We start from the raw sequence: 14,336 nt of genomic DNA, 5'->3' as shown, positions 1-14,336 counted from the left end.
GTCGCGCGCAACGCGGATCACCTCACGCGTGCGTGTCGATCCCCGCGCGCGCCGGCTTTCCGGACCGCCCGTGGTGCTGCTTGTGGACGGTACGCCGGTGGTGATGCGGCGGCGTCACGTGCGGGCGCACCGGCGCGGGTCGTGCCACCGGCGCGGCGGCCCGCGGCTGTAATTGTCCCTCGCCAAAATGGAAGGTCTGGGTTTGCGCGCGGGCGACGCCCAGCGTCGACGCCAGCAGGATGGCCGCGAGCAGCGTGCGTTTCATGAAATCTCCGCCTTTCTTCAGTTGAGCACCGTCCGCCAGCTTAGCGAATCGCGGCCCGGCGCGGCAACCGGCCGGCGTTCGGTGGCGTCCCCACTTGCGGCCGGCCGCGTTCTCGGCGCGGCCGCCGGGGCATCTCCTGCTTGACAATGAAATTCTCGAGTGTGAATATAAATTCACACCCAAGAATTATTCTTCGAGTCCGGACAACCGTGCCGCTGCTGTCGGCCCGGCGGAACCGGCGGTCCGATCAACCGGAAGCAGGAGCGAGACGCATGGCGGAACTGAAGCAGCAGGGCGCGTTGGCGGGGTTGCGCATCATCGATCTGTCGCGGGTGCTGGGCGGCCCGTACGCGACGCAGATCCTCGCCGACCACGGCGCGGAGGTGATCAAGGTCGAACCGCCGTCGGGCGACGAGACGCGCACCTGGGGGCCGCCGTTCGACGGCGACACGGCGTCGTATTTCCTCGGCGTGAACCGCAACAAGCTCGGCATCGCGCTCGACCTGACGCAGCCGGCGGATCGCGAGCGGCTGCTCGGCCTGCTCGAGCACGCCGATGCGCTGGTCGAGAACTTCAAGATCGGCACGATGGAGCGCTGGGGCCTCGGCTTCGACACGCTGCACGCGCGCTTTCCGCGCCTCGTCCATTGCCGCGTCTCGGGCTTCGGCGCGGACGGCCCGCTCGGCGGCCTGCCCGGCTACGACGCGGCCGTGCAGGCGCTGGCCGGGCTGATGAGCGTGAACGGCGAGGCGGGCGGCGCGCCGCTACGCGTCGGCGTACCGATCGTCGATCTCGTCACCGGGCTGAACGCGGCGCTCGGCGTGCTGATGGCGCTGCGCGAACGCGATGCGAGCGGGCGCGGCCAGTTCGTCGAAGCGACGCTGTTCGACTGCGCGCTGTCGATCCTGCATCCGCATACGCCGAATTTCTTCCATTCCGGGAAGGCGCCGGCGCGCACCGGCAACGCGCATCCGAACATCACGCCGTACGACAGTTTTCCGACCGCGAGCGTCGACATCTTTCTCGCGGTCGGCAACAACGGGCAGTTCGCCGCGCTGTGCGACGTGCTCGGCACGCGCGACTGGCCCGCCGATCCGCGCTTCGCCGACAACCGCGCGCGCAGCGCGAACCGCGCCGCGTTGCGCGCGCTGCTCGAAACGGCGCTGGCCGCGCACGACGGCGCGGCGCTCGCCGAGCAGCTGATGCGCCGCGGCGTGCCGTGCGCGCCGGTGCTCGGGCTCGATGCGGCGCTCGACCATCCGCACGTCGCACATCGGCAGATGAAGGTCGAACTGGGCCGGCATCGCGGCATCGCGTCGCCGATCAAGCTCGGCCGCACACCGGCCACGTACCGGCGGCCGCCGCCGGCGCTGAACGAACACGCGACACAGGTGTTTGCCGAGGATGCATGCGACGCCGGCCACGCCAACGACACCAACGACAACGCCGGCCGCACGCGCCGCAACTGACACACCTGGCGGCCGGCGGCCGTGCGAAGGCGCCCGACGCCGCCGCACGCCCGCACGCCGCTTCGGACATCGCGCCGCACCGCGCCCGACGCGCGCCGGCGTCAGAGGAGACACATCATGCTCGCATGGATCGGCGCGATCGCGATCGTCGCGCTGTTCGGCCTGATCATCACGAAGCGGCTGTCGCCGCTCGTCGCACTGATCGTCGTGCCGGTGGCCGCGTCGCTCGCGGCCGGCTTCGGACTCTCGACCGGCACGTTCATCGTGCGCGGCGTGCAGAACATCGGCCCGATCGCCGGGATGTTCGTTTTTGCGATTCTATTTTTCGGAATCCTCACCGATGCGGGGATGCTCGACCCGATCATCGCGGGCGTGCTGCGCGTGATCGGCTGCCATCCGCCGCGCATCGTGACGGGCTCGGCGCTGCTCGCGCTGCTGATCCACCTGGACGGCTCGGGCGCCGTCACGTTTCTCGTCACGCTGCCCGCGATGATGCCGCTCTATACGCGGCTCGGCATGGACCGGCGGATTCTCGCGTGCGTCGCGTCGATGGCGGCCGGGGTCAACTTCCTGCCATGGGTCGGGCCGATGCTGCGCGCGTCGGCGGCCTTGCACATTCCCGGCTCGGCGATCTTCATGCCGATGATCCCGGTGCAGATCGTCGGGCTCGCGTTCGTGTTCGGCACCGCCTACATGCTCGGCGTGCGCGAGGCCAGGCGGCTCGGGCTCGATCGCGCCGGCGCGGCGTCGCTCGCGGTCGCGCCGCGCGAGCTGACCGACGCCGAGCGCGTGCTGCGCCGGCCCGGCCGCTTCCGGATCAACCTGGCGCTGACGCTCGTCGTGCTCGGCACGCTGGTGTCGGGCATCGTCGACCCGATGGTGATGTTCATGCTCGGCACGGTCGCCGCGCTCGTCATCAACTATCCGGACGTGCAGGCGCAGCGCGAGCGGATCGACGCGCACGCGAAGGCCGCGCTGATGATGGCGAGCGTGCTGCTCGCGGCCGGCGCGTTCACCGGGATCATGTCCGGCACCGGGATGCTGAAGGCGATGGCCGAGGTCGTCGTCGCGCACGTGCCGGTCGAGCATGCGCGCCACATGCCGTTCGTGCTCGGCCTGCTGTCGATGCCGCTCAGCCTGCTGTTCGATCCCGATTCGTTCTACTTCGGCGTGCTGCCGGTGCTCGCGGAAAGCGCGAAGCTGCTCGGCGTACCGCCGATCCAGATGGCGCAGGCCGCGCTGCTCGGCCAGATGACCACCGGGTTCCCGGTCAGTCCGCTCACGCCCGCGACGTTCCTGATCGTCGGCCTGACCGGCGTCGAGCTGGCCGAGCACCAGAAGTTCACGATCCCGTTCCTGTTCGCCGCCACCGTGCTGATGGTCTTCGCCGCGGTCGTGGCGGGCGTGTTTCCGTTGTGAGCGTCCGCGTGCCTGTCGCGCCGCGCCGGCCGCCACCGCCCCCCCTCGAAGGCCGACATCGTCTCGAGCGCGGCGCGGCCGTTCACGTTTTCCTGGAGAGCAATCCATGCAGTTCGACCTGACCGACGACCAGCGCGCGATCGAAAGCGCGATCGAGAAAATCTGCGAACGCTTCGGCGACGATTACTGGCTCGAGCGCGATCGCGCGGGCGGATTTCCGTCCGACTTTCACGCGGCGCTCGCCGAGGCCGGCTGGCTCGGCATCGCGATGGATCCGGCCCACGGCGGCGCCGGGCTCGGGATGACCGAGGCCGCGCTGATGATGCGCACGATCAGCGCGTCGGGCGCCGGCCTGTCGGGTGCCTCGGCCGTCCACATGAACATCTTCGGGCTGAACCCGGTGCAGGTGTTCGGCAACGACGCGCAGAAGGCGCGCTTCCTGCCGCCGCTGATCGCCGGGCGCGACAAGGCCTGCTTCGCGGTGACCGAGCCCGACGCCGGCCTCGACACGACGCACCTGAGCACGCAGGCGCGCCGCGACGGCGACCACTACGTGCTGAGCGGACGCAAGATCTGGATCTCGACCGCGCAGGTCGCGAACAAGATGCTGATCATCGCGCGCACGACGCCGCTCGACCAGGTCGCGAAGCCGACCGACGGCTTGAGCCTGTTCTACACCGACCTCGACCGTGCGCGCGTCGAGGTGCGCGAGATCGAGAAAATGGGCCGCAAGGCCGTCGATTCGAACATGCTGTTCATCGACAACCTGCGCGTGCCGCGCGACGACCTGATCGGCAACGAAGGCGACGGCTTCCGCTACCTGCTGCACGGGCTGAACCCCGAGCGGATCCTGATCGCCGCCGAGGCGATCGGCCTCGGTCAGGCCGCGCTGCGACGCGCGACGCAGTATGCGTGCGAGCGCGTCGTGTTCGGCCGGCCGATCGGGCAGAACCAGTCGATCCAGCATCCGCTCGCGCAGGCGTGGATGCAGCTCGAGGCCGCGTGGCTGATGGTGATGAAGGCCGCGACGCGCTACGACGCGGGGCAGCCGTGCGGCGCGGAGGCGAACGCCGCGAAGTACCTCGGCGCGGAAGCCGCGTTCCAGGCCTGCCAGACGGCGATCGCGACGCACGGCGGGATGGGCTATGCGAAGGAATACCATGTCGAGCGCTACCTGCGCGAGTGTATGATTCCGAGGCTCGCGCCCGTGAGTCCGCAACTGATCCTGTGCTACATCGCGGAGAAGGTGCTCGGGCTGCCGAAGTCGTACTGACACGCGGCGGCTCGCCCGGCGCGCGTTTCCCGTTCCGAATCAAGCGCTCGTCATGGACGTCAAACTCGTTGCCCGCACGCTCGATCTCTTCGAGCTGTTCGCCGCCGAACGGCGGCCGCTGCCGCTCACCGAACTCGCGCGCCTGCTCAACGTGCCGGCGTCGAGCTGCCTGGCGATGGCGCGCACGCTCGTGAGCCGCGGCTATCTGTACGAGGTGCGCAAGCGCGGCGGCTACTATCCGACGCGGCGCCTGCAGACGATCGCCGCCGCGATCGACGCGACCGATCCCGTCGTCGACATCGTGCATCCGCATCTCGTCGCGCTGCGCGACGCGAGCCGCGAGACGGCCGTGCTCGGCAAGATCCAGGGCGCGTCGGTCACGTATCTCGACGTCGTCGAGTCGGAGCAGGCGATCCGCTATACGCGCCAGCCGGGCGAGCTGCGCCCGCTGCATGCGAACTCGATCGGCAAGGCGATCTTCGCGGAACTCGCGAGCGATGCGCAGCAGGCGCTCGGCGCGCAGTTGTCGTTCGAGCGCTTCACCGATGCGACGGTGGCCGACCTGCCGGCGCTCGTCGCGCAAACCGCGCGGTTTCGCGAACTCGGCTGGGCCGAGAACTTCGGCGAGAGCGCGCCCGAGCTGTCGGCGATCGCGGTCGCGCTGACGCTCGACGGCGACTGGTACGGGCTGTCGGTCGTCGGGCCGACCGAGCGGATCCGCCAGCATCGCGACACGCATGCAGCGCTGCTGGTCGATGCGAAGACGCGGCTGCTGGCCGAGCAGGGGCGCGGCTAGCAAAGGCCGCGAAGCGGGGCGGGGCGCTTGCTTCGCTTCGCTGCCCGTTCACCGCGATGCAGGATAGCGACCGGGAACGGCCGCATCGCATCACATGCCGGTACGCCGCTCGCCGTCGAGCTTCCCGAAGGTCGCTGCGAACGCGTACGGGTGCTGCGCGATATCCGGGCGGCTCGGCGCCCGAACCACGCCATCGCCCCGGCCAGCAAGGCTGGACTGTGGCTCAATCCGCATCAAAGTTCAGCGATACCAGCGCGGCGTATACACCCACTCACGCCCGTCGCCGATCGCGAAACGCCGCGTCGTCGACGAACCGACGATCACCATCGTGCGCATGTCCACCTGATCGCTGCGCAGCGCGCCGAGCGTCGTCGTCGCGAGCGTCGCGCCGGGCCGGCCGATGTCGCGGCCGAGCACGACGACCGTGTCGGCCGCGCGATGCGCGCGCACCGCATCGAGCGCACGATCGAGCTGCCACGGCCGCGCACGCGAGATCGGGTTGTAGAACGCCATCACCAGATCGGCTTGCGCCGCGTGCCGCAGGCGCGTCTCGATCACGTCCCACGGCTTCAGGTTGTCCGACAGCGAGATCGCGCAGAAATCGTGGCCGAGCGGTGCGCCGGCCTGCGCGGCGGTCGCGAGCGATGCCGATACGCCGGGTTCGATGCGCAGTTCGACCGCGGCCCAGCGCGGATCGCGCGCTTCGTCGAGGGCTTCGAGCACGGCCGCGGCCATCGCGAACACGCCGGGATCGCCCGACGACACGACCGCGACGCGCCGGCCCTCGGCCGCCAATTCGAACGCATGACGCGCGCGCTGCATTTCCTCGCGATTGTCGGTGCCGTGCACGCGCTGCTCCGCGCGGAACGGGCCGGCCATCGTCACGTAGGTCGTATAGCCGAGGATATCGGTGGCGTCCGCGAGCGCGCTGCGCGCCGCGGGCGTGAGCCATGCGGCGTCGCCCGGGCCGAGGCCGAGCACCGTCAGGCGGCCGCGTGCACGGCCGAGCGTGGCGGGATCGACCGGTTGCGCCGCGACCGCGCACGCGAGGCCATCGGTCGCTGCGCGCAGCGTATGCGCGACGCGCAACGTGCGGGCGAGCAGGGTGGCGGCAACGGTGTTGCCAGCGCGGGCCTTATCACCATCACCATCGCCTTCGACATCGGCGAAGCGCAGCGGCACCTCCAGCATCCGTGCGGCGGCTTCGACCCGTGCATCGCCGAGCAACGTCGCCGGTGCGACGAGCGCGGCAAGCGCCAGCCGCGCGAGGCCGTGCGCGTCGAGCAGCGCGTCGATGCGTTCGGCAAGCGACGGCGCCGCATCGGCCCGCACGCCGCGCGTATCGACGCCGACCACCACGCTGCGCGGATGGATCACGAGTTCGTCGCGCGCGCCGCGCCACGCATCGGGCGTCACGCGGATCGCATGCGCGGCCGCGTCGTCGCGCGGCAGCGCGACGTCGTCGAGCCACGGCGCCGCGCCGTCGACGCGCGTGGCCGCGCCCGCGAGCAGGTCGGACACGAAGCGCTTGCCTTGCTGGAGATCGGCGAGCGCATAGCCGTCGGGCGGGTTGAGCACGCATGCGCCGAAGCGCAGTTCGCCGCTCGTGGTGATCGCCGGCGCGACGCCGAGGCATTCGGCGATTTCGCGCGCGATCACGTTGACGCCCGTCAGCCCGCCGAGCAGCGGCACGACGGCCGACCCGTCTTCCGCGACCGCGAGCACCGGCGGTTCGACACCCTTGTCGGCGAGTGCCGGCGCGACGCAACGGATCACGATGCCGGCCGCGCACAGCGCGACGATCGGCAAGCCGCGCGCGTAGAGTTCGCGCAGGTGCGCGCCGAGTTCGTCGAACGGCACGTCGGCCTCGACGCGCGACGCGAGCCCGTGCACGGCGGCCCCCGGATAACGCGCCTGGATGCGCCGCGCGGTATCGAGCGCGCCCGCGCCGAGAATCACGATCGCGGGCGGGGTCGTCATCCTTGCCATTTTTCCCCCGGGACGACGAGCAGCGAGAAATACGGCGACGCCATCGGATCGACTTCGTCGAGCGGCACGATGCGCTGGGCCGCCATCGTCGCGCGCTCGACGTACAGCGCGCGCTTCGCGAGCCCCAGTTCGTCGAGCACGCGCCGCACCTTGTCGAAGTTGCGGCCGAGCTTCATCACGACGGCCGCGTCGGCCTGCGCGAGCCGCGCGCGCAATTCGTCCTCCGGCAGCACGCCGGACAGCACCGACAGGCTCTGGTTGCGATAGACGAGCGGCTGGCCGAGCACGGCCGTGCCGCCGAGCATCGCGCACACGCCCGGGATCACTTCGGTGTCGTAGCGCGGCGCGAGGCGATCGTGCAGGTACATGTACGACCCGTAGAAGAACGGGTCGCCTTCGCAGATCACCGCGACGTCGCGCCCGGCATCGAGATGCGACGCGACGATCTCGGCCGCCGTGTCGTAGAAGTCGGCAATCACGGTCTCGTAGCAAAGCGGCGGCGCCAGCGCCTCGGTCGTCACCGGATAGACGAGCGGCAATTGCGTCTGCGCGTCGCGCAGGTGCGCCTCGACGATTCCGTACGCATTGCCCTTCTTGCCCTTCGCGACGAAATACGCGACCACCGGCGCGGCCTGCAGCACGCGCAGCGCCTTGATCGTCATCAGTTCAGGATCGCCGGGGCCAACGCCGACCCCGAACAGGCGTCCGCGCGGGGCCGTCATTCGGCCTCCGTCGCGAGTGCGTTGACCGCGGCGGCCGCCATCGCGCTGCCGCCGCGCCGGCCGAGCAGCGCGACGTACGGCACGCCGCGGCTGTCGGCGTCGAGCGCCGCCTTCGATTCGGCCGCGCCGATGAAGCCGACCGGAAAGCCGAGGATCAGCGCGGGGCGCGGCGCACCGGCGTCGATCATGTCGAGCAGGTGGAACAGCGCGGTCGGCGCATTGCCGATCACGACGACGCTGCCGGCCAGATGCGGGCGCCACAGTTCGAGCGCCGCGGCCGAGCGGGTGTTGCCGAGATGCCGCGCGAGGTCGGGCACTTCAGGTTCGCCGAGCGTGCATATCACGCGATTGCCGGCCGGCAGCCGCGCGCGCGTGATGCCTTCGGCAACCATCTTCGCGTCGCACAGGATCGGCGCGCCGGCCGCGAGCGCCATACGGCCCGCCGTGCCGGCGCCGGCCGAGAAGCGCAGGTCGTAGGTGACATCGACCATCCCGCACGCGTGGATCACGCGCACCGCGAGTTTCTCGAGATCGGGCGGAACCTGCGACAGGTCGGCCTCGGCGCGGATCGTCGCGAACGACTGGCGGTAAATTTCCTGCCCGTCGCGAATGTAGTCAAGCATCGGTGGTGTCCTGGCTGTGGCGCGCGCCCGTCAGTCGGGCCGCGGCCTGGTCAATCGTCAAATGGCGCGCGAGCGGGGCGCCGAGGCCCGCGGCGGCGTCGCGCCGGTAAAGGTCGTAGCGCGCGGGCGCGACCGCGACCAGCGTATGCGTCGCGGGGTGCGGCAGCGCACAGTGGCGCTCGCAGCCGGTCAGGTGCACGTCGACCGGATGGCCGACGCGCGCGGCCAGCGCGAGCGCATCGCGTTTCGTATCGGCACGCGACTTCGCGCAGCCCGCGCTGCCGGTGCAGGCGACCAGCGCCGCCAGCGGGTCGGATGTCGTGCACACGAGCCCGAGCGACGCGAGCGCGCCGAGCACGGCCGGCGCACGTTCGTGCCGCACGCCGTGCACGAACACGCCTTGCCACGGCGTCATCGACAGCGTGCCGTCGCCGTCGGCGTCGGCCAGTGCCGCGAGCCGTTCCAGTTGCGACGCGTCGAGCCGGCCGAGCACGAACTGCGCGCCGACGCTGCAGCGATCCGCGTCGCGCGACGGCCGTGCGCCGAAACGCAGCGCGGCATCCGCTTGCGTGCGCCGCCAGCCGGCCAGTGCCGGATCGGCTTCGAGCGGGAACGGTACGTAATGCTGCGCACGCTCGCGCAACGCGCGTGCGCCGCCGGTCGCGAGCCACGCGCGCATCCGCGTGACGTCGGCCGGTGCGAGATCGAGGAACGCCAGCAGCAACGCGCGCACGAGCGCGACGGCCTGGTCCGGCGCCACGTCGAACGCGGCGGGCGGATCGTCGGGCGCGACCGGCGGACAGCCGGCCAGGCCCGCGGCGATGCGGACCGCGCCGTCGCCGCGACGCCACGCGGCGAGCCAGATGTCGTGCGGATGATCGAGCGCCGCGACCGATTCGCCGCCGTCGAGCTGGATCGAGAATTTCGGCGACAGTTCGCCGCGGCGCGGCTCGTGCGTCAGCATGTCGAGCAGCGCAAGCGCGAGTGCGCGGCTATCGAGCAGCGCGTCGGGATCGCGCCCCGCAAGCGGGCTGAGCATCAGGTTGCGGACGTCGTCGCTTGCGGCGAGCGCGGCGCGGTCGTCAGCGGCCTCGCCCGCGTTGATGCGTGGGCCCAGGCCCGCGTCGAGCAACGCGTCGACCAGCGTATCGGCCGTGCCGTCGCGAATGCCGCGCAACTGGAGATTCGCGCGATTGGTCGCGTCGATCGCGCCGGAGCCGCAGGCACGCGCGACGGCGGCGATCGCGCGCGCCTGCCGCGCGTCGAGCCGGCCGCCCGGCAGCTTGATCCGGCACAGCCCGCCGTCGGCGGCCGCGACGATGCGCACGAGCCCCGGGCAAGCCGAAGGGCGCACGACGGGCGAAGCAGGATTCGAATCGGGGGCGGATCTCAACGGGATACCGGGACAGTGTCGCGCCGCGGCCAACGCATCGGTACACCCCGCCCGACGCCGACTGGCACGCACGCACTTTCAGGCCGGCAGGTCTCCTGGCTGACAGGTCGGCGCCGGCTCCCGGCCTTCCCGGTGAAACCAGTGGCATGAGGGGGGAGATCGGCTCGCTGTCTACAGTTGCGGGGGCAGCCACAGCGGCGCGAGGCGCGCCCTGTGTTCCCTCTTCGGCCCCGAAGGGCACCGGCGAACGAACGGCCGTAGGATACCCGATTTCACCGGCGTTTCGGGACCCCCAGGCGACCGCCGGGCGACCGTCGGGCAGGCGCCGTGGACGACGCGAAACGCGGCCCGGCGTCGGCGGGCTCGCAGATGAAACGCGCGGTGGAACACGGTACCATGCCGACTTTCGCAATGCGGACAGCCGCACCGGCGCCTTCACGGCCGCCGTGCGGCGACTCGATGGAATCGGACGAAGGGGAAGGGTGCATGACGGCGTGGCTGACGGTAGTGGGCATCGGCGACGACGGCTACGCGGGGCTCGGGCGCGGCGCGCGGCGCGCGCTGCTCGAGGCGAAGCGGGTCGTCGGCGCGAAGCGGCACCTCGACATGCTGCCCGCGCGGCTGCCGGCCGAACGCGCCGCGTGGCCGTCGCCGTTCGACCTGTCGGGCCTGCTCGCGCAGCGCGGTTCGCCCGTCTGCGTGCTGGCGAGCGGCGACCCGATGCTGTTCGGCGTCGGCGCGACGCTCGCGCGCGAACTGTCCCCCGACGAATGGCGCGTGCTGCCCGCACCGTCGTCGCTGTCGCTGGCGGCCGCGCGGCTCGGCTGGGCGTTGCAGGACGTCGGCGCGGTGTCGCTCGTCGGCCGGCCGCTCGCGACGCTGGCGCGTCACCTGCTGCCGGGCCGGCGCCTGTTCGTGCTGAGCGCCGACGGCCGCACGCCGGCCACGGTCGCCGCCGAACTCGCCGCGCGCGGCTTCGGCCCGACGCGCCTCAGCGTGTTCGAGCACCTCGGCGGCCCGCTCGAGCGGCGCATCGACGGGCTCGCGCAAGACTGGCACATCGACGAAACCGCCGCGCTCAATCTCGTCGCGCTCGACTGCCAGGCCGGCCCCGATGCGCCGCGCCGCGCACTCACGCCCGGCCTGCCCGACGACGCGTACCGCCACGACGGCCAGCTCACCAAGCGCGACATGCGCGCGCTGACGCTCGGACGCCTCGCGCCTGCCCCCGGCGAACTGTTGTGGGACGTCGGCGCGGGCAGCGGCTCGATCGGCATCGAGTGGATGCGCGCGCATCCGTCGTGCCAGGCGATCGCGATCGAGTCGCATGCGGAGCGGCAGCGCTACATCGAGCACAACCGCGACGCGCTCGGCGTACCGGGCCTGCAACTCGTGGCCGGGCGCGCGCCCGATGCGCTCGCGGGGCTCGCCGCGCCCGACGCGATCTTCATCGGCGGCGGCGCGACCGTGCCCGGCGTGCTCGACGCGTGCTGGTCGGCGCTGAAGCCCGGCGGCCGGCTCGTCGCGAACGCGGTCACGCTGCAGGGCGAGCTGGCGCTCGCCGCGTGGCGCGACGCGCACGGCGGCACGCTCACGCGCGTATCGCTCGCGCACGCCGAGCCGCTCGGCCGCTTCGACACATGGCGGCAGCCGTTGCCCGTCACGCTGTACGACGTGCACAAGCCCGCTTCCACGGCGACCGACCTCGCGGACCCTGCCTGATGCGCGACGAAACCCCCGAACAACCGGCACCGCTGCGCTTCGGCTACACGACCGGCAGCTGTGCGACCGCGACGTCGCTCGCCGCCGCACGCGTGCTGCTCGCGGGCCGCGCGGACGATGCGGTCGAGATCGTGTTGCCGAAGGGGCAGCGCGTGATGATGCGGCTCGCGTTCTGCCGAGCCACGGCCGACGGCGCGGAAGCCGGCACGATCAAGGATGCCGGCGACGATCCGGACGTCACGCACGGCGCGCTGATCTTCGCGCGGGTCGCGCTCGCCGCCGCGCCCGGCGTGCGTTTTCACGCGGGGCCGGGGGTCGGCACCGTCACGCGCGCGGGGCTCACGCTGCCGGTCGGGGAACCGGCGATCAATCCGGTGCCGCGCCAGATGATGACCGCGCACCTCGACGCGCTCGCGGCCGAATACGGCTACACGGGCGGCTTCGACGTGACGATCGGCGTCGAGGGCGGCGAGGCGCTCGCGCTGAAGACGATGAACCCGCGGCTTGGCATCGTCGGCGGCTTGTCGATTCTCGGCACGACCGGCATCGTGCGGCCGTTCTCGTGCTCGGCGTACATCGCGTCGATCCATCAGGGCATCGACGTCGCGCGCGCGAACGGGATCGCGCACATCGCCGCGTGCACCGGCAACGCGAGCGAGGATGCGATGCGCGCGCACTACGGCCTGCCCGACATGGCACTGATCGAAATGGGCGATTTCGCCGGCGCGGTGCTCAAGCACCTGCGCCGCGCGCCGGTCGCGCGCCTGTCGATGTGCGGCGGCTTCGGCAAGCTCAGCAAGCTCGCGGCCGGCCATCTCGACCTGCACAGCCGCCATTCGAGCATCGACCTGCCGCTGCTCGCGCAGTGGGCGGCCGAGGCGGGCGCGAACGACGCGCTGCAGGCCGCGATGCGCGCGGCGAACACCAGCCAGGAAGCGCTGAAGCTCGCGCAGGCCGAAGGCGTGCCGCTCGGCGATCTCGTCTGCGCGCATGCGCTGCGGGTCGCGCGCGACATCGTGCCGCCATCGGTCGCCGTCGAGATGTTCGCGATCGACCGGCAGGGCCGCTTCGTCGGGATCGCACGATGAGCGCGCGCATCCTGCTGCTCGGCGGCACCGGCGACGCGCTGAAGATCGCACGCGCGCTCGGTCCGCGGCACGTCTATAGCCTCGCGGGTCTCGGCAAGGTGCCCGACGACCTGCGCTGCGACGTGCGCGTCGGCGGCTTCGGCGGGGCGGCGGGGCTCGCCGCGTATCTGCGCGGTGCCAGCGTCGGCCTCGTGATCGACGCCACGCATCCGTATGCCGCGCGCATCAGCGCGAACGCGGCGGCCGCCGCGCGCGACGCGGGCGTGCCGCTGTGGGCGCTGCGCCGCGCGCCGTGGGCGCCGCAACCCGGCGACGACTGGCGAATGGTCGACGACTGGGCCGGCATCGAGGCTGCGCTCGCGCCGTTCCGCCGGCCGTTGTTCACGCTCGGCCGCGAACCGCTCGCGCATCTCGACGCGATCCCGCCGCACCAGTTCTGGCTGGTGCGCTGCCTCGATGCGCATCCCGGCAACGCGCGCGCGCAGATCGTCGCCGCGCGCGGGCCGTTCACGCTCGAAAATGAACGCGCGCTGTTCGCGCTCGCGGGCATCGACGTCGTCGTCAGCAAGAACAGCGGCGGCGCCGCGACCGAAGCCAAGCTCGACGTCGCGCGCGAACGCCGGCTGCCGGTCGTGATGCTGCGCCGGCCGCCGCTGCCCGACGCCGACCGCGCGTTCGACTCGGCCGCCGCGCTGCTCGACGCGCTCGACCCGGCCGCGCGTGCTTGATGCCACGCGACCCGGCTGTCCCATGAATTGACGGAGATTTTTCGATGACGGTGTATTTCATCGGCGCGGGCCCCGGGGACCCGGAGCTGATCACGGTAAAGGGCCAGCGCCTCGTGCGCACGTGCCCGGTGATCCTGTATGCAGGGTCGCTCGTGCCGCCGGCCGTGCTTGACGGCCATCGTGCGGAACGGGTCGTCAATACCGCCGAGCTCGACCTCGACGCGATCGTCGCGCTGCTCGCCGACGCGCATGCGAAAGGGCAGGACGTCGCGCGCGTGCATTCGGGCGATCCGTCGCTGTACGGTGCGATCGGCGAACAGATCCGCCGGCTGAAAGCGCTCGGGATTCCCTATGAAATCGTGCCGGGCGTGACGGCCACGGCCGCCTGCGCGGCGACGCTCGGAGTCGAGCTGACGCTGCCCGGTGTCGCGCAGACGGTGATCCTCACGCGCTTCGCGGGCAAGACGACGATGCCGGAAGGCGAAGCGCTCGGCGCGCTCGCCGCGCATCGCGCGACGCTCGCGATTCACCTCGGCGTGCGGCATCTCGCGCGGATCGTCGACGAAGTGCTGCCGCATTACGGGCCCGCGTGCCCGGTCGCCGTGATCTATCGCGCGAGCTGGCCCGACGAGGAACGCGTGACCGGCACGCTGGCCGACATCGTCGCCAAGGTGCAGGGCACGCAGATCGAACGCACCGCGCTGATCCTGATCGGGCGCGTGCTCGATGCGGAAGGGTTCGCGGATTCGACGCTGTACGCGAGCGGGGGGTGATGACGCGTGTACCGAACGCAACGCACTTCGCGTTGCGAGGCATCGCGACAATGCGTTGCCTCGCGAGCGGGGCAAC

General features: G+C 71.7%; 13 protein-coding genes and 1 riboswitch. Of the genes, 8 read left to right on the top strand and 5 right to left on the bottom strand.

Annotated elements, in window-relative coordinates:
• Window positions 1–22: 22 nt before the first annotated feature.
• The gene (locus DID99_RS14640; protein ID WP_124666993.1) at window positions 23–265 is read right to left on the bottom strand and encodes a hypothetical protein; all 243 of its coding nucleotides are present in this window, start codon (window positions 263–265) and stop codon (window positions 23–25) included.
• 272 nt (window positions 266–537) lie between these two features.
• Between DID99_RS14640 and DID99_RS14635 the strand changes: the two genes are divergently transcribed.
• From DID99_RS14635 to DID99_RS14620, 4 genes are all read left to right on the top strand, one after another.
• Window positions 538–1,734, top strand: a complete 1,197-nt coding sequence (locus DID99_RS14635; protein WP_124666992.1) for a CaiB/BaiF CoA-transferase family protein — start codon at window positions 538–540, stop codon at window positions 1,732–1,734.
• A 117-nt stretch (window positions 1,735–1,851) separates the two neighbouring features.
• Window positions 1,852–3,153, top strand: coding sequence for a CitMHS family transporter (locus DID99_RS14630; protein ID WP_124666991.1), 1,302 nt, complete (start codon window positions 1,852–1,854; stop codon window positions 3,151–3,153).
• Window positions 3,154–3,259: 106 nt separating this feature from the next.
• On the top strand, window positions 3,260–4,426 hold the full coding sequence (locus DID99_RS14625; RefSeq protein WP_124485495.1) for an acyl-CoA dehydrogenase family protein: 1,167 nt from the start codon (window positions 3,260–3,262) through the stop codon (window positions 4,424–4,426).
• Window positions 4,427–4,478: 52 nt separating this feature from the next.
• Window positions 4,479–5,222, top strand: coding sequence for an IclR family transcriptional regulator (locus DID99_RS14620; protein WP_124666990.1), 744 nt, complete (start codon window positions 4,479–4,481; stop codon window positions 5,220–5,222).
• 240 nt (window positions 5,223–5,462) lie between these two features.
• Here the strand turns inward: DID99_RS14620 and cobJ are convergent, their stop codons facing one another.
• From cobJ to cobG, 4 genes are read right to left on the bottom strand one after another with little or no spacing between them, the layout of a single operon-like run.
• Window positions 5,463–7,202, bottom strand: coding sequence for a precorrin-3B C(17)-methyltransferase (gene cobJ / locus DID99_RS14615; RefSeq protein ID WP_124666989.1), 1,740 nt, complete (start codon window positions 7,200–7,202; stop codon window positions 5,463–5,465).
• A complete protein-coding gene (locus DID99_RS14610; protein ID WP_044843548.1) occupies window positions 7,199–7,933 on the bottom strand; it encodes a precorrin-2 C(20)-methyltransferase in 735 nt (244 codons plus the stop codon). The genes cobJ and DID99_RS14610 overlap by 4 nt, the downstream gene beginning before the upstream one ends.
• Window positions 7,930–8,556, bottom strand: coding sequence for a precorrin-8X methylmutase (locus DID99_RS14605; RefSeq protein WP_044843547.1), 627 nt, complete (start codon window positions 8,554–8,556; stop codon window positions 7,930–7,932). The genes DID99_RS14610 and DID99_RS14605 overlap by 4 nt, the downstream gene beginning before the upstream one ends.
• Window positions 8,549–9,910: a precorrin-3B synthase gene (gene cobG, locus DID99_RS14600; protein WP_311767494.1), complete on the bottom strand. Its 1,362-nt coding sequence runs from the start codon at window positions 9,908–9,910 to the stop codon at window positions 8,549–8,551. The genes DID99_RS14605 and cobG overlap by 8 nt, the downstream gene beginning before the upstream one ends.
• Window positions 9,911–10,016: 106 nt before the next feature.
• A riboswitch (cobalamin riboswitch) is annotated at window positions 10,017–10,209 on the bottom strand.
• A 226-nt stretch (window positions 10,210–10,435) separates the two neighbouring features.
• Here cobG and cbiE point away from each other — a divergent pair.
• From cbiE to cobM, 4 genes are read left to right on the top strand one after another with little or no spacing between them, the layout of a single operon-like run.
• Window positions 10,436–11,671 (top strand): precorrin-6y C5,15-methyltransferase (decarboxylating) subunit CbiE, encoded by a 1,236-nt coding sequence (cbiE, locus tag DID99_RS14595; RefSeq protein WP_124570556.1) that lies wholly within the window; start codon window positions 10,436–10,438, stop codon window positions 11,669–11,671.
• Window positions 11,671–12,759: a cobalt-precorrin-5B (C(1))-methyltransferase gene (locus DID99_RS14590; RefSeq protein WP_124570493.1), complete on the top strand. Its 1,089-nt coding sequence runs from the start codon at window positions 11,671–11,673 to the stop codon at window positions 12,757–12,759. Before cbiE ends, DID99_RS14590 begins: the two co-directional genes overlap by 1 nt.
• Window positions 12,756–13,487: a cobalt-precorrin-6A reductase gene (locus DID99_RS14585; RefSeq protein WP_124666987.1), complete on the top strand. Its 732-nt coding sequence runs from the start codon at window positions 12,756–12,758 to the stop codon at window positions 13,485–13,487. Before DID99_RS14590 ends, DID99_RS14585 begins: the two co-directional genes overlap by 4 nt.
• Window positions 13,488–13,531: 44 nt before the next feature.
• Window positions 13,532–14,260, top strand: a complete 729-nt coding sequence (gene cobM, locus DID99_RS14580; protein WP_124570495.1) for a precorrin-4 C(11)-methyltransferase — start codon at window positions 13,532–13,534, stop codon at window positions 14,258–14,260.
• Window positions 14,261–14,336: the final 76 nt, after the last annotated feature.

It is taken from the genome of Burkholderia sp. Bp8986 (assembly GCF_003854225.1).
GTDB lineage: Bacteria > Pseudomonadota > Gammaproteobacteria > Burkholderiales > Burkholderiaceae > Burkholderia.
This window is presented reverse-complemented; position numbering and strand designations above follow the sequence as displayed.